We start from the raw sequence: 16,434 nt of genomic DNA on the forward strand, positions 1-16,434 counted from the left end.
GGCTGGGGAGCACTATACTGGGTTGATCGGGCGTAAGATATGGCATTCTGGCCAACAAAAAGGCCAGATAGGCCAGTTGTGGTGCGGTGGAACATGCTGTGTCGCACGGATTTCAGAACGCGGTATAACCCCATTCCAGTAGTGTGTCGCTGGTCAGTCGGAGCAGATGTGATACTCTGAGCCGGTTTGCTCACCGAATATAAACGGGCTCCTGGAGGGTTCATGGAATTACTCTATAAATTGGGCGCAACTGCTGCCGTGCTTACTCTTGCTCTGCTGACCTCTGTGGCAGTGGCCCAGGACGATCGCTTTGCCAATGTCACCATCGAAACCATTCCGGTGGCCGGAAACATCTCCATGTTATCGGGGTCCGGAGGCAACATCGGTGTCTCTGCCGGAGAGGATGGCATCCTGATTGTCGATGATCAGTACGCGCCACTGGCGGGTCGTATCAGGCAGGCATTGACGGCGTTGGGTTCCGATGCGCCTGAATTTGTTCTGAATACTCACTTTCATGGCGATCACACTGGCAGCAATGCAGACTTTGGTGCGACTGGTATCATCGTAGCCCATGAAAATGTACGTAGTCGCCTGCAGTCGATGGAGACAGCTGCGGTTGCGCTGCCGGTTATTACCTACGACGATGATGTGACACTGCATTTCAACGGCGAAGATATCACTCTCATTCACGTGCCGGCTGGCCATACTGATACGGATAGCGTCGTATTGTTTGCCGAGTCCAATGTCATTCACATGGGCGATCATTTTTTTAACGGCGCTTTCCCCTTCATTGACCTCGCCAACGGCGGCACGGTGCAGGGTTACCTGTTCAACCTGGAGAAAGCCCTGTCATGGATTGCGGACGATACCCGGGTCATCCCAGGACATGGCCCACTGGGCAGTAAAGCTGACCTGCTGGCCTTTTACAATGTCATTAAAGATACTTCGATTGAAATCCGAGTCATGAAATCGTTGGGAAAAAGCAAGGATGAAATTACTGCCGAGGGCCTGGATCCCAGTCTGGAATCCTGGGGCGCAGGTTTTATCAGCGAAGCCCGCTGGATTGAAACAGTGTATGACAGCTACCACCGCTAGGCGTCGAGGTGGGTGTCTCGATGAGAAGGCGGAAATCGACTGAAGATTTTTTTCAGCGGTTGCGGAAAATACATCGCGAGCTGGGGATTCCGGATGAGTATATTGATGCACCCCGGCTGCCCCTGTGCGTCGAGCCCGGGCTGCTGATTGACACCGAGCCTGACTACTACCAGCGGCCTCAGAAACTGGTGCCGGCAGCCCATGAAGCCTGGCTGGCCATGCGCGGGGCTGCCCGCCGTGATGGCGTGGAACTGCTACTGATTTCCGCCTTTCGAGGTATAGACTACCAGCGGGATCTGATTCGCAGGCACCTGGAGGCAGGCCGTCAGCTGGATGACATTCTCCGGGTAATCGCTGCCCCGGGTTTCAGTGAACACCACACGGGGAGAGCCTTGGATCTGGCCAGTAGTGAGTGCATTGACCTGGAAGAAAGGTTTGAGAAAACAATTGCATTTCAATGGCTTGAAAGAGAATCCTGTGAATTTGGATTCACTCTTAGTTACCCCCGCCACAACCCCTTTGGCATCGCTTACGAACCCTGGCATTGGTGCTTTCATGATCAGGATTAAACAAGCTGGTAAATAATCAGCAGTTCCTTGGATGTTCCTTAGACAAAGCTGTTTTTAGCAGGTATCTTTGATACGACTGTGACAAAACTGACATGCTATTGAAAACATGTTGATCAACCACACACAGAATCGAGAGAGGAGACAATAATTTACCCGCGCACAATGGTTTTAACACCATAACCATGAATCAACGGAGAAAAATCTATGAGTAATGAATTCCAGGTAGTCTTTCACAATATCGATCAATCCGATGCCGTTATGGATGCGGTTAACAAGCGAATCGCCAAACTGGAAAGATATTGTGATCAGATCATTACCGGTCGCGTTGTGCTGGACTCTCCTCACAACAATCACCATAAAGGCAGGGTTTATTCGGTAGGTGTGGAATTTCATACTCCCCAGAAAGAAGTCATCGTTAATCAGGAACAGCACGACAATCATGCGCACGAAGATCTCTACGTGGCGATACGTGATGCATTCAACGCGGCAGAGCGACAATTAAAATCCATCGATAAGAAGCACCGTGCCAACCCCCAGGAGTTTGTTGAAAATGAGGTCCTCACGGATGTCATCAACGAAGACCTGGAACAGCGTACTGGCGTGTGAGGCCGTATCAGCATCATGAATTTGACAGAACAACAGCAAATGGAGCTGGAGGCGGCGACTTTTCGCCGCCTTCTCAAGCATCTGGACGAGCACAAGGATGTGCAGAATATCGACCTGATGAATCTGGCGGGATTCTGCCGCAACTGCCTGTCCAAATGGTTCAGTGCAGAGGGGCAGTCCAGGGGACTTGACGTCAATTACGAGGAAGCCAGGGAGATGGTTTATGGCATCCCCTATGCCGAATGGAAAGCCAGGTATCAGCAGGAAGCCAGTGCTGAGCAGTTGGCAAAGTTCAAGGAAGTCACGGGCTGACCCGCTGCAAAGATTTTTCCCGCCGGGCGCAGGGATTACTCGACGGTAAAGAGTTTGCTTCTCACCAGTGCGCGGTATTCCACCGGGGTGATCCCCGTCATTTTTCTGAACAGGCTGCCGAAATGGCTGCTGTCCTGGTAACCCACCGCAAAGCTGATTTCGGCAATTGACAGATTGCTCTGCTTCAACAGCTGTTTCGCCTGGTTAACGCGGATTTCCTGCAGGTATTGAAGAGGTGTCAGGCGGGTAGCCGCCTTGAAGCGCCGGTTAAAAGACCGAATACTCATCTTGAAAGCGGCGGCCACGGCATCCAGTCGGACTTCCTCCGGATAATGGCTCTGCAACCATTCCTGAATTTTTATAACACTCTCATCGTGATGAGTATCCTGCTGGCGGTAGGATAACAGCATGGATTCATAGGATTGCTTCAATTCATGGGTGAAATGCTTGGCAATCTCACCCGCAATCGCCTCGCCAAATATCTCCTCTACCAGGTGTGAGGTAACATCCCGGGCCGCATTGACACTGCCCGTGCAATACAGATTATTGTCCAGGGTGATGAAGCGTTTGCGATTCAGTCTGACCGCCGGGTAGCGGGATTCGAAATCGTCAAAATAATACCAGTGGGTGGTGGCAGTGTGACCGTCCAGCAGGCCGGCTTCCGCCAGGAAATAACTGCCCGTAACCAGGCTGACCAGTACGCTTCCGGACTGATGGCATTGGCGCAGGGTCTCCAGTAGATCCGGCGATTTCCTTACAGTTTTTACTGGCCCCCCCCAAAGACCTGGCACGAATACCAGATCGGCGCCGGCGAGGTCATTAAAGGTGCCGGATGGCATAATATTGAGGCCGCCCGCCATGTTGACCGGTCCGGTATCCGGGCCGATGATGTCCAGCTGCAGATCCCTGTTGATGCCGCCGCTTACCTGGCTGATGGTGCGGGCCGCGTAAAGCATCTCCATGGGAATAGTGAGGCTGCTCGCGAGGGCCCTTTCCAGGGCTATCAGGCAGACCCGCATGGTCAGCTGTACCTGATGCCGATCAGAAAATAGGTTTGCTCGCCGGCCGGCGTATCGAGAATGATTTCGCTGTCCACCTGTTTGCCGAGCAACGCCCTGCCCATGGGCGAGTCAATACTGATGGTGCCGGTCTTAGGATCTATCTCGTCGGCGCCAAGCAGTCGGTATGCGAACAGGTTGCCATTGGCATCTTCCAGTTCCACATGGGCGCCGAAATAGACTTTCGACAAGTCGTCGGGTTGTCGGTCAACGACGGTGACCTCATCGAGGCGCTTGTTGAGGTAGCGAACCCTGCGATCAATTTCCCGCAGGCGTTTCTTACCGTAAATGTATTCGGCATTTTCCGAGCGGTCTCCGAGTGCGGCTGCCTCGGAAACCGATTGTGTTACCTGAGGGCGTTCCACTTTCCAGAGGTAGTGCAGCTCTTCCTTGAGTTTTTTCTCACCTGCCGGGCTTATGTAGCGGGAGCTGGGTTTCTGCGGTGGTCTGTAGCGACTCATGTCAGTTGACCTGCTCTGAGAAAAGCGCCAGCTGCAGGTTGTCTGACCCGGCAGGAACGGAGTCTGTCGAGCGGAGGGACGGCACCGGCGCGGGCTGGTCTGCGTGCGGGGCAAGGCCGACGCCTATGCCGAGCAGGCGCACCGGCCGATTACCGCGCTGGAAGCCTTCCTTCAGCAGTTCCCGGTACAGTGCTTCGTCGCTGCCCTGGGACCGGGATTCAATGGTGGTTGAGACGAAGTCGTTAAATTTTATTTTGACCACCTGCTTGGTAATCCAGTAGCGGCCACTCAAGTTCTGCAGGCGCATTCCCAGTTGCCGGTGCAGTTCGGGCAGCGCATTCAGACAGGCGTCGAGATCGGGCAGGTCTGCAGCAAAAGTATTCTCAACGCTTACGGATTTCCGTATCCGGCTGGGTTCAACTTCACGCCGATCGATGCCGCGGCAAAGGGCATGGAGGCGTGCGCCGAAACTGCCGAATTGCCGCTCCAGCCCGACTTGACTCAACAATCTTAAATCGTCACAGGTGTGAATCCCCAGGTCAGCCAATTTCCGGGCCGTAACCTTTCCGACGCCGAACAGTTTCTGCACCGGTAACCGGCGGACAAAGCTGTCCAGCTCTTCCGGCTCGATGACAAACTGCCCGTCGGGTTTGTTCCAGTCACTGGCAATTTTGGCCAGGAATTTATTCGGCGCGATACCAGCCGAGACCGTGATGCCAATTTCGGCTGCTACCCTGGCGCGAATCTCCGCAGCGGTCAGGCTGGCGCTGCCGTTATGGCGTGAGTTCTCGGTCAGGTCGAGATAGGCTTCGTCCAGGGACAGCGGTTCGATCAGTGCCGTGTAGTCGCGGAAAATGGCATGTATCTGCCGTGAGACTTCCCGATAGCGATTCATGTCAGGCCTGATGATCACCAGGTCGGGGCACAGTCGACGCGCCGTGGAGGACGCCATTGCCGAATGCACACCGTACTGTCGGGCGCGGTAGTTGCAGGTGGCGATCACGCCCCGGCGCTCTGGCGCGCCGCCGACGGCGACCGGCAGTTCCGCCAGGGTGGGATTGTCGCGCATTTCAATGGATGCATAGAAACTGTCACAATCGACATGCACTATTTTTCTGTCAATTGACATGGCGCAAATAGAGGCTGAACCCGGCTTGCATTGGTAATCAGTCAATGTACAGTATGCCAACAGGCAAGTAAATTCTGAGCGAAGCCGGGTGTGAGTTCCTGGTCCGGGCCTCAGGTTTCCTGAAACACCACATTACAGGATTTTCGATCTCGGAGAGTCGGCGTCGGGACGTGTCGACTTTCACAGGGAATGCTTTCGACCTGCGGCAGAGGAGGAGAAAATGAGTAGGCGCGGTTTTGTATTCCTGACCGGTGGCGCGGTATTGTGCCTGTTGTTGCTGGTAGTGGTGAGTCCGGGTTCATTTAATACCGCCCATGCGCAGTCCCCCACTGAGCAGCAGGAGCCAAGGTTCGCTTCCCAGGGAGCGCAGACCTGTCTGACCTGTCATAACAACCCCGCGGTGACATCGATCCTCGAGACCGGTCATGGTAACAGCAGCATTGCCGGTTCACCGTTCGCCAACCAGGCCTGTGAAAGCTGTCATGGGGCCAGTCCCGATCACGTCAGTGCTCTGCAGCCGCCAGCCGTGGTTTTTGAAGGCAGCGACAGGTTTCCTGCCAGTGATGCCGAAGTGCAGAACCAGATGTGCCTGAACTGTCACCAGGCGGGGGAAACCGTGCACTGGTCAGCGAGTGAGCACCAGGCCTCGGATCTGACTTGCGTCACCTGTCACACAATGCATGCCAGTCAGGCCACGGTGCTGAATGAGTTGAGCGACGAGGCACTTTGTCTGACCTGTCATCTGGAACAAAGGTCGCAGCTTAATCGGCGCAGCCACCACCCCGTAGCCGAAGGCCTGATGACCTGCAACGACTGCCATAACCCCCACGGTTCGGCAGCCGCCGGGATGCTGTCCCGCAGCACCGTCAATGAGACGTGCACGACCTGCCATGCAGAAAAACGCGGGCCGTTTCTGTGGGAACATCAGCCAGTCACTGAGGACTGCACAAGCTGTCATAATCCCCACGGCTCGACGCAGGACAGAATGCTGTCGGTGCGACAGCCATTTCTTTGTCAGGGGTGCCATTCCGAGACGTTTCACCCCAGTTTTCTCTACAGCGGTGACGACATCAACCCTGCCTTCGCCGGGCAGTCCGTGGTGGGCTCGTCATGTACCAACTGTCATTCTGTTATCCATGGTTCCAACCATCCGTCCGGGGCGAGATTGACACGCTAAGGGGGCGCCGGCATGCACAGGATTCGATACAACAATCTTCTCATCGGTGGTCTGCTGGGCGCTGCCGCGGCAACAACAACCGCGCAAACCGGCACTGTCCAGCTTGGTGCCGGTTTCAGCAGTGAAGATTCCTACCGGTTTGGTCAGTATTCCGGCATTACCAGTCGCGGCGGCTTCGGCATTGGAGGCTTCAGCCTGACCGGTGTGCCGGATCCGGAAAGTGCCGATTACTGGCGGGTATCGGGCCAGGACCTGGGGCTGGAGACCGGTTCGCTGTCCGCCGCCTACGGGCAGAGAGGCAGCTACTCACTGTTTCTGGATGTTGAGCAATTACCCCGCTACCGTTTCAACGACGGGCGGACCCCGTTCATTGGCAGTGGCACATCCACCCAGACCTTGCCGTTGAACTGGGAAGGCGCAGGCACGACGTCCGGATTCGCAGTTCTCGAGGACAACCTCAGGCAGGTCAATATCGATACCCGGCGGGAGCGTTACACTGGCGGATTTGAGTGGCAGTTCAGTCGAGGCTGGCAGCTGATGAGTGAGTTCCGTCACGAGACCAAACAGGGCAACGAAACGCTCGGTGCCATTTTCGGTTCCACCGGTGGCAACCCCCGCGGGTCAGTAGTCGCCAGGCCAGTGGACTACCAGACCGATGAGGTGACCCTGGGGCTGAGCTTCGCCAGTCAGGGCAGTCAGATCAATCTCAGCTACAGTGCCATGCTGTTCAGTAATCGGGACAAAGCGCTGCGGTTTGCCAATCCGTTCAACAATGAAGAATGGGCAGCGGCTGCAAACTTTGAAGCGGGCGCTGTTGGGGAAATTGCGCTGGAGCCGGATAACAAATCTCACCAGCTGGCGCTGTCCGGAGTCCATTCCCTGGGAGCCTCGACGCGGCTAAGCGGCAGCCTGGTGGCTACGCGCCTGGAACAGGATGACAGCTTCCTGCCTTACAGCAATGTCCTGGAGTCCAACTACCCATTGCCACGACAGAATCTGGACGGCCGGGTGGACAGTCTGAACGGCAGCCTCAGTTTTTCAGCCCGACTCGGCCGCCAGACCAATCTGAGGCTGCGCTATAACTACAGGGAGCGGGATAATCGTTCGCCCCGCGACAACTACCAGCGTATTGCCGGTGATGCCGAGCCCCAACATCCCCTGGTCAGCGAAAGTACGCGAGTGAATCGGATTTATGATCTCGAGCGACATCGCTACAGTGCAGATATCACCTATCGCCTCGGTGGCGGCAACCGGCTGTCAGGTGGTCTGGAGTGGGAGAACACCGACCGAAGTATGGTGGATGTTGCGACCACTGACGAAACCAGTGCTTATCTGAAACTGGATTTCACCCCGTCGTCAATAAGCAGCGGGTGGCTGAAAGTCAGCCGCGCCGAGCGGGACGCCTCCAGCTACGACAGCACGGTACCTTTTGTGACGGGGCATAATCCGGACTACGTGGCTACTCTGGTTGGCGACCAGCTGTTTGAGAACGATCCTTTTCTGCGCCGTTACCATTTGACGGACCGGGACCGAGACGAAGTCAGCGGCAGTCTGAGTTTTTACCCTTCCGAACTGATCGGTATCAGTTTTCTGGGCAAGTTGTCTGAAAACCGGTTTCCGGATACGCTGGTGGGAATCTCGGAATCCGAAAACGGCAACTTTGCTGCCGACCTGTCTGTGACACCCCAGGCAGGCTGGACTGCCTCCGTTTATTACAATTTTGATCAGTTTTACAATACCAACCGGGGTTATACCCGCCTGGGCTTCCCATTCAATACGCCGTTCTTCCCGCAATCGGTTCGGAACCCGGAATTGAACTGGCAGGTGAAAACCCGGGACAGGGTTCACAGCCTTGGTGGCGGGGTCGACTGGGAGATGTTGCAGGGCCGTTTGAAGTTGTCCCTCGACGCCTCATACACGGATGCAGAGACTCAAACCAGCCCGGACAGTGGTAACGGATTTCTGCCGATTCCCGGCGTTACTGCGGACCAGCCCTTTCCCGATGTGACCACTGAAATAGCCAGTTTCTCGGTGCGTGGGGATTATCAGTTGCAGGCGGGCAGAGAACTGTCGGTACGCTATTACTACGAAGACTTCAATTCAGCCGACTGGGCACTGGATGACATCAGGGTTGACTCGGTGGCAAATGTCCTGTTGCCGGGCACCCAGAGTTTTAATTACTCAGGCCACCTGGTCGTCGTATCGCTGCTGATTGATTTGAACTGACACCTGCGGTTCTTTTTTGACCCAGGCGGGATTCAGCGAAGGGGTCGGTCAGCGGGGTTGGCTGTCGTCCCCGCGTCCCGCTGCTGCCGGCCTGTGCCGGCAGTGTATTCTTCGACGACCGGCTGGTTCTGTTACAGTGCCCTGACAGGCTGACGCAGGCCGGCGGGTGCGCCTGAAGTCCTGAGTATCCGAGCTGCTAAGCAGGGTTTTCCTGAATCTGGGCCGGACCTCTGCGGTATCTGGCCCTGTCCTTTCAGGTTCTGGAACGCTCGAACTCTGCCATGAAATCGACCAGTGCCTGGCAGCCCTCAACGGGCATGGCGTTGTAGATCGACGCACGGGCGCCGCCGACCGCGCGATGGCCTTTCAGGGCGTACAGGCCGTTTTTCAGTGCTTCGTCCAGAAAATCATCCAGTAGACTTTCATCGCTCAGATTGAACGTGACATTCATGATGGAGCGATGGTCAGGGTGAGCTGTACCGTAGTAGAAGTCGCTGGCGTCAATTGCATCATAAATCAATCCGGCTTTGGCTTCGTTGCGCACTTCCATGGCGCTCACACCACCTTCTCCTTTCAGCCATTCCAGTACCAGTGAGGTCATGTAGATGGCGAAGGTATTAGTCGTATTGGTGAGTGAGTGGTTGTCGGCATACACCTTGTAATCCAGCAAGGATGGGGTGAACGGCAATGCATGCCCCAGCAGATCTTCGCGGATGATAACCACTGCCAGGCCGGCTGGGCCGAGATTCTTCTGCAGGCCGGCGAATATCACACCAAACTTGGAAATATCCAGTTGCCGGGACAGAAATTCGGAGGTCATGTCCGCAACTAAAGGAATGTCACCGGTATCGGGGAATGTCTGCCAGCGGGTCCCGTACAGAGTGTTGTTGCTGGTGATGTAGGCATAGGAGTTGTCAGATTCAAGCGATGCTGGATCGAAGTCAGGAATGCGATCAAAATTACTTGCCTCACTGGAAGCGCCGCTGAGTGCTGTGCCGTATCGGGCCGCCTCTTTTCTGGCTTTGACTGCCCAGGTGCCCGTTTCTATGTAAGTGGCCTTCATGGCTTCTTTTCTGGCCATCAGGTTCAGGGGGACGGCAGAAAACTGCATTTGCGCACCGCCGTGCACGTAAAGAATCCTGTAGTTTGAAGGGATGCCGGCCAATTCGGTCAGCAGGCTGTCACAGGTGTCCAGTATGGCATCAAACTCCTTTGACCGATGGCTGATCTCGATCAGTCCCGCGCCCAGGTTTTTGTAGTTCAGAAATTCAGCCTGTGCCTTTTCCATGACGGGAACAGGTAGCATGGCGGGTCCGGCGCCAAAATTGTAAATGCGAGTCATGATGTGATTCCTGTAGAAAAAATCTTGAATAAGGTTGCGGCGTTCTGGGTTACAGCAGGGTCACCTTGATAACATCTTCAATTGCGGCGATGGCATTCAGGGCGTCGGCAGAAGGTTCCGATTCCATGTCAATCAAATTGTAGGCAATGTCACCCCGGCTCTTGTTCAGCATATCGATGACGTTGATATTCTGATCTGCGAGCACGGCAGTAATCTGGCCGAGCATTTTTGGAACGTTTCTGTTGGTAATCGCCAGGCGGGTCCCTTTGATGGCTGCCGGTGAACGATCCAGTGACAGAGCCGGGAAGTTGACCGAATTGCGAATATTGCCGTTCTCCAGAAACTCCATGAGCTGGTCGGCAGCCATCACGGCGCAGTTTTCCTCCGCCTCCCGAGTGCTGGCGCCGATATGCGGCATGGAAATAACGTTTTCTCTGCCGATGAGTTCGGGGCGTGGGAAATCACTGATGTACCTTGCCAGCTGACCACTTTCCAGAGCGGCCAGCAGGGCGCCGGTATCGACAATCTCGTCACGGGAAAAATTCAGCAGGCAGGTGCCGGGCCGCATGGCAGCAAACATGTCCGTGTTGATCAGTCCGCGGGTTGAATCCAGGACCGGAAGATGCAGGCTGATAAAATCAGAGCTGCCGATCAGCGCCGAGACATTTTCGAATCTCTGAACCTGACTCGGCAAGCGCCAGGCTGCTTCCACAGACAGCGCAGGGTCGTAACCCTGAACTTTCATGCCCAGGCTGATAGCCATTTCCGCCACCATCGAGCCGATTGCGCCCAGCCCTATGACACCCAGGGTCTTGCCGGCGATTTCGTTGCCTTTAAAGCGCTTTTTCTCGGCTTCGAGTAATTTTGACATGGCCTGATAGTCGTCCATGCCGGTCAGGGAGTTGACGAACTCGATTCCCGGCAGGATACCCCTGGAACCCAGTAGCAGCCCACACAACACCAGTTCTTTTACCGCGTTGGCGTTAGCGCCCGGAGTGTTGAATACCACCACGCCGGCAATAGAGCATTCGTTGACCGGGACATTGTTGACCCCGGCGCCCGCTCTGGCCACCGCTTTCAGGCTCGGCGTGATAATATCGGCACTGAGTTTTTCACTGCGCAGAAGTATGGCATCGGCAGCTTCATTTTGCGGAGAAACCGAGTAGGTGTCTGTTTTAAAGCGACTCAGGCCTTTATCAGAGATAGCGTTGTAAGTACGGATTTTAAACATTGCACACGTCCGGGCGTTGACAGGTAAGTTTCAGTTGGACATCAGGGTGAGCAGGGTTGCCGTCGGCAACCGGGGTCCATTTTTTAGGGCGGCATTTATAACGCGAAACGGCGCTAAAAACCAGTCGAATTTCGGATTCCGGCTGTACTTGCCGCAAGGGAGAATAAATACCATGGCTGAATTCAGAGTGGGTGAGCCGGTCGTTGTTGCTGGTGAATCGGTCAGCGTAGTCAGGTTGCTGGCGCCCAATGCAGGGCCGATGACAGGGCCTGGTACCAACTCCTATCTGATTGGTAAACACGAGCTGGCTCTGGTGGATCCCGGGCCTGCCGATGAAGGCCATGTAAGCAGTATTCTGAAGGCCATCGGCGGGCGACCGCTGCGCTGGATACTGATCACCCACACCCATGCCGATCATTCCCCTGCCGCAAGCGGCATTGCCCGGGCCACGGGTGCCGAGCTGGTTGGGCTGGCGGCACCGGAGTCCGGTCACCATGACCTCAGTTTTCAACCTGGCAGGGTTTTCCGGCATGGCGAAACACTGTCCTGCGATGAATTCAGTATCGAGTTGATCCATACGCCCGGGCATGTTTCCAACCACCTTTGCTATCTGCTGCTGGAAGAGAACCTGTTGTTCACCGGTGACCATATTCTGCAGGGCACCACGTCGGTTATTCTGCCGCCGGACGGTAATATGTCCGATTACATGGATTCGCTGCGGCGCTTACGATCCCGCCAGTTGGCGTATCTGGCGCCGGGTCACGGTGAGGTGATAGGTGATCCGCCCGCTGCCATCGATGCACTGATCGCGCATCGCAACGGGCGAGAGGATAAAATTATCCAGGCCCTGGCCCTGCTGGGCGAGGCAGACCTGGAAACGTTGACGCCACAGGTCTATTTCGATGTGCCTCCCCAGATACTGCCCATGGCGCGTCTGACCCTGGAGGCGCACCTGATAAAACTGCAGCAGGAATCCCGCGTGCTGGAAACGCCATCCGGCTGGAAGTTAGTGCAATGACCGGGATATCTGACAGTCCGGTGCGTGGTTCCGGCTGGATGCTCTACCTGATCAGAACCGCAGACGACAGGCTCTATACCGGCATTACCACTGATCTGGATCGACGGCTCACGGAACATCGCGCCGGCGGAAGACGCGGCGCCAAGGCGCTGCGGGGGCGGGCCCCTCTGCAATTGGTGTTCAGTTGCGAATTTGTCGATCGCAGTCAGGCCTCAGCGGCCGAGTACCGCGTCAAGCAGTTGAGTCGGATTATGAAAGAACGCCTGGTTACGGGCGATATAACTATTCAGTCGCTTTTACAAGCCGGGGGAGTCCAGAAGTGACCGGGCAACGTTTCTATTACAATGTGTTCGGGATGACCATGGGAATCGAACGCAAGTCGGGGCATTGGCTGCTTTTCAGGATCTCTGAAGAGGGCAAGTCCAGTCGCGTGACCGATGTCGGTATTCCGGCCGAGCTGACAGAGAATGAATTGGCGACTTTTCTGGATGATTTGTATCACGAGTATGCTCGTCCGGGCAGCGACACAGTCATCAGGTTGCGTTGAACAAAGTACGAGCCCCAACGTTTCACGGATAGGGTAATGAAAAAAATAGAGAACTGGGTAAACATCGCGGCCAGTATCGGAGTGATACTGGGCATTCTGTTCCTGGGCCTCGAAATCAGGCAGAACACGGAAATGATGCACTCCCAGGCCCGGGATGCGATTACCGACAAGCAGATGATGTTTTCCGAGTGGGTAACTACCGAGCCGGAGATGGCGGTCGCCATTGTCGCTGCGGGGGATGGACTGCAGAATATGAGCCCGGAACATCGCGTGATGTATGTTTATTTCCTGGCCGGTGTCTGGCGCGAATGGGAAAACTCCTATTACCAGTATCAGCGCGGGCTGTTTGACCTCGAAGAATTCGAGCCCCGCATGCTGCGCTGGCGTTCCCAGATGGAAGCTGCGGCAGCTCGCGCGCAATGGTCGGTTACGCGGATGTGGTACGCACCGCGTTTTCGCGCCGTTGTCGATGCCTACGTGGCGGAAATCGAGGCAGGATTGCGTCAGACTGAAACCGGCCGCGTTCAACCTTGAAGAATTCGGGGAGCACTATGCCAGTGAAAATTCCTGTTGGGATAAGCAGTTGCCTGCTGGGAGAAAATGTCCGCTTCGATGGCGGGCACAAACAGCATTCCTACGTCCAGAAGACGCTTGGGGAGTACTTCGAGTTTCGAACGTTCTGTCCCGAAGTGGCGATAGGCCTGGGTATTCCCAGGCGCCCCATTCGCCTGATCAGGAAAGCCGGCAGCGATGAGATCCGCTGTGTTTCCACGGTGGATGAAAGCAAGGACTATACTGACGCGCTGGTCGATGCCGCCGAACAGCAGGCCCACTGGCATCGGGACCTGTGTGGCTATATTCTCAAACGCGCATCCCCCAGCTGCGGTATGGAGCGGGTCAAGGTCTACAGCGAGCAGGGCATGCCTTTTAACGACGGTGCCGGTATCTACGCGGCTACCCTGATGAAAAATTTTCCCGAACTGCCCGTGGAGGAGGAGGGGCGGCTGGGCGATTCCCGGCTGCGGGAGAACTTCATTCAGCGTGTTTATGTCATGTGGCGCTGGAAAGAGCTGCTGGAGTCCGGTGTGACTGTCGGCAGGCTGGTGGACTTTCATGCCCGTCATAAGTTGATTATCATGAGCCATGATCAGCAGGACTATCGGGCACTGGGCAAGCTGGTGGCCGGTATACGCAAGGAAAATCTGTCAGAGCAGCTGCCGGCTTACCTGCACGGGTTGATGGCAGCTCTCAAGAAAATCGCCTCGTTAGGCAACCATGTCAATGTGCTGCAGCACATTCAGGGTTACCTGAAGCAGAACCTGGACCGGGATGACAAGCAGGAGCTGGTGCAGTGCATTGAGGATTACAGGAACGGTGTGGTGCCGCTGATAGTTCCTATCACCTTGTTAAACCATCACTTTCGCAGAAACCCCAATGAGTACATCGAACGGTCCTGGTACATGAAGCCCTATCCTTCCGAGCTGAGTCTGACCAACCAGATCTGATGCGCGGAACTGACGCAACAGCAATCACCGCCCATGCTTAACTTGCTTGGTATAGATCATATTGTCCTGCGGACCACCCGGACCCGGGCCATGCTGGATTTTTACCAGGGGCTGCTGGGTTGTCGGCTGGAGCGCGAGTTGCCAGCCGAAGTCGGCCTGCTGCAGCTGCGCGCCGGGAATTCACTGATTGACATCGTGCCGCTGAATAGCGAACTGGGGCGCCTGGGTGGCGGTCCGCCCAGTCAGGATGGTCGAAACATGGAACACTTTTGTCTGACCGTGGGGGAGATGACCGAACAGCAGTTGCTGGATTATCTGCACGACAACGGTATCGCCACCAGCGAATCGTCGGTCCGTTATGGCGCCAGCGGTTTCAGCAAATCGGTGTACATCAACGATCCGGAAGGCAACGTGGTGGAACTTAAGCTGCAACCCTGAGCCGGTCCAGGCCTGGCCGCCGGGCAGGCTGCCCGCTCATGCCGGCTGGTCTTCAGCCATTCCCACCGGATCATGAGCGGGTGTGATCTGGAAGTTGACGATTCCGTAGAAGGCGCTTACCAGCGGATTAATCAGGTTAAAGAAGCAAAACGGCAGGTAGGCGAGGGTCGCCACGCCGAGAGTACCGCTCATGAAAGCGCCGCAGGTATTCCAGGGAACCAGGGGCGAGGTGATGGTACCGCCATCCTCCAGGATTCTGGACAGGTTCTTGACGTCGAGGCCGCGTCTCTGAAACTCCATCTTATACATGCGACCAGGGAGTACGATGGCGATGTACTGGTCTGAGGCGATTATATTGGCGCCGATACAGGTGAGCAGCGTGGTAATCACCAGGCTGCCGGTGCCCCTGACTGTGGAAAGGGCGTAACGCACCAGAACCTGGATCAGGCCTGTGCGATCCATCAGGGCGCCAAATATCATGGCACAGAATATCAGCCACACCGTATTAAGCATGGAGCTCATTCCGCCGCGAGACAACAGATCGTCGATGGCGCCATCGCCACTGTCTATCTTGTAGCCGTCAAACAGGGTCTGCCACATACCCTTCAGCGTGGCCAGCGTGCCGTTGTCAATATCGGCGGCCATGGTCCGGATAGCGGGTTGTTGAAAGGCGAACGCGAAAAGGATTCCTGCCAGTGCGCCGGTCAGTATAGTGGGCAGGGGAGGGAGCTTCTTGTTGGCCATCACCAGTAGAACCAGGACCGGCAGCAGCATCACCGGGCTGATTCGGAAATTGGCCTGCAGCATATCCAGGGTGCCCTGCAGCTCTGTAGCCTGAGTGCTGGCATCGATATTGAACCCGATGACCAGGTACAGGAACAGGGCGATGACAATGCTTGGCACTGTGGTCCAGAGCATGTGGTGAATGTGGGTGAACAGATCTGTGCCCACGACGGCCGGCGCCAGGTTGGTGGTGTCCGACAACGGCGACAGCTTGTCGCCGAAATAGGCCCCCGAAATAATAGCCCCGGCGGTTATTTCCAACGACAGGCCCAGCCCCGCGGCAGCTCCAATCAGTGCTACCCCGATGGTTCCGGCTACTGTCCAGGAACTGCCTATACTCAGTGCCACAACGGCACAGATGGTGCAGCTGGCGGCATAGAAAAAAGCGGGATCCAGGGCCAGCAGACTGTAGTAGATCATGGTAGGAACGGTGCCGGCCATGATCCAGCTGCCGATTAACAGGCCTACAGTGAACAGGATAAGAATTGCGCGCAGCGCTACGCTGATACCCTGCACCATGCTGGTTTCGAGGTCAGTCCAGCAGATACCGTTGCGCCAGCCGATCAATGCCGCGATGGTCGCACCGACGCACAGCGCAATCTGATTCGGGCCGTAGCTGGAGTCTTCGCCGAAAAGATAGACGGCAAATGCCAGCAGGCCGACCAGAACCAGAACCGGGGTGATTGCCTGCAGCAGACTGGGCGCTGCGCCGTCCGCAAGGGGGGGATCTCTGGGTACGGTCTTGTCGGGGCTCATTGCTGCCGGGTTTGGTGGTTTTACTGCGGTGCTGCAAGAATAAGCCGATTCAGCCGTCGCTGTCTAATCGCACGTTTAACGGGTCAGGCTTTATTTGCGCTATAATTCGACTTTTGTCGGCACCTGGCCCGGGAATTTCACTAAACTCCTGCTGCGGCCGCCCCATGGAACGGCCTCGCCA

Annotated in this window: 18 protein-coding genes; 12 read left to right on the forward strand and 6 right to left on the reverse strand. The window is 56.0% G+C overall.

Translation table 11 applies throughout. The features are described from left to right. Positions 1-222 precede the first annotated feature (222 nt). The 4 genes from R3F50_14080 to R3F50_14095 all read left to right on the forward strand — a co-directional run bounded on the left by R3F50_14080 (position 223) and on the right by R3F50_14095 (position 2,582). The gene (locus tag R3F50_14080; protein MEZ5491430.1) at positions 223-1,095 is read left to right on the forward strand and encodes an MBL fold metallo-hydrolase; all 873 of its coding nucleotides are present in this window, start codon (positions 223-225) and stop codon (positions 1,093-1,095) included. Between the two features lie 20 nt (positions 1,096-1,115). Continuing rightward, positions 1,116-1,664, forward strand: coding sequence for a M15 family metallopeptidase (locus R3F50_14085; GenBank protein ID MEZ5491431.1), 549 nt, complete (start codon positions 1,116-1,118; stop codon positions 1,662-1,664). 204 nt (positions 1,665-1,868) lie between these two features. Continuing rightward, positions 1,869-2,270 carry a ribosome-associated translation inhibitor RaiA gene (gene raiA / locus R3F50_14090; protein MEZ5491432.1) on the forward strand — a complete coding sequence of 134 codons (402 nt, stop codon included), beginning with the start codon at positions 1,869-1,871 and terminating at the stop codon, positions 2,268-2,270. Between the two features lie 21 nt (positions 2,271-2,291). Then, positions 2,292-2,582 carry a DUF1244 domain-containing protein gene (locus R3F50_14095; GenBank protein MEZ5491433.1) on the forward strand — a complete coding sequence of 97 codons (291 nt, stop codon included), beginning with the start codon at positions 2,292-2,294 and terminating at the stop codon, positions 2,580-2,582. A gap of 35 nt (positions 2,583-2,617) precedes the next feature. Here the strand turns inward: R3F50_14095 and R3F50_14100 are convergent, their stop codons facing one another. The 3 genes from R3F50_14100 to dinB are packed head-to-tail and all read right to left on the reverse strand — an operon-like array spanning position 2,618 to position 5,230. After that, positions 2,618-3,601, reverse strand: coding sequence for a helix-turn-helix domain-containing protein (locus tag R3F50_14100; GenBank protein MEZ5491434.1), 984 nt, complete (start codon positions 3,599-3,601; stop codon positions 2,618-2,620). A 2-nt stretch (positions 3,602-3,603) separates the two neighbouring features. Beyond that, the gene (gene greB, locus R3F50_14105; protein MEZ5491435.1) at positions 3,604-4,101 is read right to left on the reverse strand and encodes a transcription elongation factor GreB; all 498 of its coding nucleotides are present in this window, start codon (positions 4,099-4,101) and stop codon (positions 3,604-3,606) included. Between the two features lies 1 nt (position 4,102). Further along, positions 4,103-5,230: a DNA polymerase IV gene (dinB, locus tag R3F50_14110; GenBank protein MEZ5491436.1), complete on the reverse strand. Its 1,128-nt coding sequence runs from the start codon at positions 5,228-5,230 to the stop codon at positions 4,103-4,105. Between the two features lie 220 nt (positions 5,231-5,450). On the opposite strand from dinB, the gene R3F50_14115 reads away from it, so the two are divergent. Both R3F50_14115 and R3F50_14120 read left to right on the forward strand, forming a co-directional pair. Beyond that, positions 5,451-6,407 carry a DmsE family decaheme c-type cytochrome gene (locus R3F50_14115; protein MEZ5491437.1) on the forward strand — a complete coding sequence of 319 codons (957 nt, stop codon included), beginning with the start codon at positions 5,451-5,453 and terminating at the stop codon, positions 6,405-6,407. Positions 6,408-6,419: 12 nt separating this feature from the next. After that, complete coding sequence (locus R3F50_14120) at positions 6,420-8,633, forward strand: MtrB/PioB family decaheme-associated outer membrane protein (GenBank protein ID MEZ5491438.1); 2,214 nt, start codon at positions 6,420-6,422, stop codon at positions 8,631-8,633. 253 nt (positions 8,634-8,886) lie between these two features. On the opposite strand, the gene serC is transcribed toward R3F50_14120, so the two are convergent. Both serC and R3F50_14130 read right to left on the reverse strand, forming a co-directional pair. Beyond that, complete coding sequence (gene serC, locus R3F50_14125; GenBank protein ID MEZ5491439.1) at positions 8,887-9,975, reverse strand: 3-phosphoserine/phosphohydroxythreonine transaminase; 1,089 nt, start codon at positions 9,973-9,975, stop codon at positions 8,887-8,889. A 49-nt stretch (positions 9,976-10,024) separates the two neighbouring features. Beyond that, the gene (locus tag R3F50_14130; GenBank protein ID MEZ5491440.1) at positions 10,025-11,206 is read right to left on the reverse strand and encodes a phosphoglycerate dehydrogenase; all 1,182 of its coding nucleotides are present in this window, start codon (positions 11,204-11,206) and stop codon (positions 10,025-10,027) included. A gap of 172 nt (positions 11,207-11,378) precedes the next feature. Here R3F50_14130 and R3F50_14135 point away from each other — a divergent pair, with 172 nt between their 5' ends. Genes R3F50_14135 through R3F50_14160 form a run of 6 tightly spaced genes read left to right on the forward strand, consistent with a single transcriptional unit; the run spans position 11,379 to position 14,714 of the window. Beyond that, positions 11,379-12,224, forward strand: coding sequence for an MBL fold metallo-hydrolase (locus tag R3F50_14135; GenBank protein MEZ5491441.1), 846 nt, complete (start codon positions 11,379-11,381; stop codon positions 12,222-12,224). Continuing rightward, complete coding sequence (locus R3F50_14140; protein ID MEZ5491442.1) at positions 12,221-12,547, forward strand: GIY-YIG nuclease family protein; 327 nt, start codon at positions 12,221-12,223, stop codon at positions 12,545-12,547. Before R3F50_14135 ends, R3F50_14140 begins: the two co-directional genes overlap by 4 nt. Next, a complete protein-coding gene (locus tag R3F50_14145) occupies positions 12,544-12,771 on the forward strand; it encodes a hypothetical protein (protein ID MEZ5491443.1) in 228 nt (75 codons plus the stop codon). Before R3F50_14140 ends, R3F50_14145 begins: the two co-directional genes overlap by 4 nt. A 36-nt stretch (positions 12,772-12,807) precedes the next feature. Further along, on the forward strand, positions 12,808-13,305 hold the full coding sequence (locus tag R3F50_14150) for a hypothetical protein (GenBank protein ID MEZ5491444.1): 498 nt from the start codon (positions 12,808-12,810) through the stop codon (positions 13,303-13,305). 17 nt (positions 13,306-13,322) lie between these two features. Next, positions 13,323-14,276 (forward strand): DUF523 and DUF1722 domain-containing protein, encoded by a 954-nt coding sequence (locus R3F50_14155; protein MEZ5491445.1) that lies wholly within the window; start codon positions 13,323-13,325, stop codon positions 14,274-14,276. Positions 14,277-14,309: 33 nt separating this feature from the next. Continuing rightward, positions 14,310-14,714 (forward strand): VOC family protein, encoded by a 405-nt coding sequence (locus tag R3F50_14160; protein MEZ5491446.1) that lies wholly within the window; start codon positions 14,310-14,312, stop codon positions 14,712-14,714. A 36-nt stretch (positions 14,715-14,750) separates the two neighbouring features. Here R3F50_14160 and nhaC read toward each other — a convergent pair whose 3' ends face one another. Beyond that, a complete protein-coding gene (nhaC, locus tag R3F50_14165; protein ID MEZ5491447.1) occupies positions 14,751-16,253 on the reverse strand; it encodes a Na+/H+ antiporter NhaC in 1,503 nt (500 codons plus the stop codon). Positions 16,254-16,434 lie beyond the last annotated feature (181 nt).

The organism is Gammaproteobacteria bacterium (genome assembly GCA_041395725.1).
Lineage (GTDB): Bacteria > Pseudomonadota > Gammaproteobacteria > Pseudomonadales > Pseudohongiellaceae > NORP240.

Coding starts and splice junctions, on each gene's coding strand:
- serC (MEZ5491439.1), bottom strand. CDS start 9,975: ATGACTCGCATTTACAATTTTGGCGCCGGACCCGCCATGCTACCTGTT.
- R3F50_14155 (MEZ5491445.1), top strand. CDS start 13,323: ATGCCAGTGAAAATTCCTGTTGGGATAAGCAGTTGCCTGCTGGGAGAA.
- raiA (MEZ5491432.1), top strand. CDS start 1,869: ATGAGTAATGAATTCCAGGTAGTCTTTCACAATATCGATCAATCCGAT.
- R3F50_14130 (MEZ5491440.1), bottom strand. CDS start 11,206: ATGTTTAAAATCCGTACTTACAACGCTATCTCTGATAAAGGCCTGAGT.
- dinB (MEZ5491436.1), bottom strand. CDS start 5,230: ATGTCAATTGACAGAAAAATAGTGCATGTCGATTGTGACAGTTTCTAT.
- R3F50_14100 (MEZ5491434.1), bottom strand. CDS start 3,601: ATGCGGGTCTGCCTGATAGCCCTGGAAAGGGCCCTCGCGAGCAGCCTC.
- nhaC (MEZ5491447.1), bottom strand. CDS start 16,253: ATGAGCCCCGACAAGACCGTACCCAGAGATCCCCCCCTTGCGGACGGC.
- R3F50_14115 (MEZ5491437.1), top strand. CDS start 5,451: ATGAGTAGGCGCGGTTTTGTATTCCTGACCGGTGGCGCGGTATTGTGC.
- R3F50_14080 (MEZ5491430.1), top strand. CDS start 223: ATGGAATTACTCTATAAATTGGGCGCAACTGCTGCCGTGCTTACTCTT.
- R3F50_14120 (MEZ5491438.1), top strand. CDS start 6,420: ATGCACAGGATTCGATACAACAATCTTCTCATCGGTGGTCTGCTGGGC.
- R3F50_14150 (MEZ5491444.1), top strand. CDS start 12,808: ATGAAAAAAATAGAGAACTGGGTAAACATCGCGGCCAGTATCGGAGTG.
- R3F50_14135 (MEZ5491441.1), top strand. CDS start 11,379: ATGGCTGAATTCAGAGTGGGTGAGCCGGTCGTTGTTGCTGGTGAATCG.
- R3F50_14160 (MEZ5491446.1), top strand. CDS start 14,310: ATGCTTAACTTGCTTGGTATAGATCATATTGTCCTGCGGACCACCCGG.
- R3F50_14140 (MEZ5491442.1), top strand. CDS start 12,221: ATGACCGGGATATCTGACAGTCCGGTGCGTGGTTCCGGCTGGATGCTC.
- R3F50_14085 (MEZ5491431.1), top strand. CDS start 1,116: ATGAGAAGGCGGAAATCGACTGAAGATTTTTTTCAGCGGTTGCGGAAA.
- greB (MEZ5491435.1), bottom strand. CDS start 4,101: ATGAGTCGCTACAGACCACCGCAGAAACCCAGCTCCCGCTACATAAGC.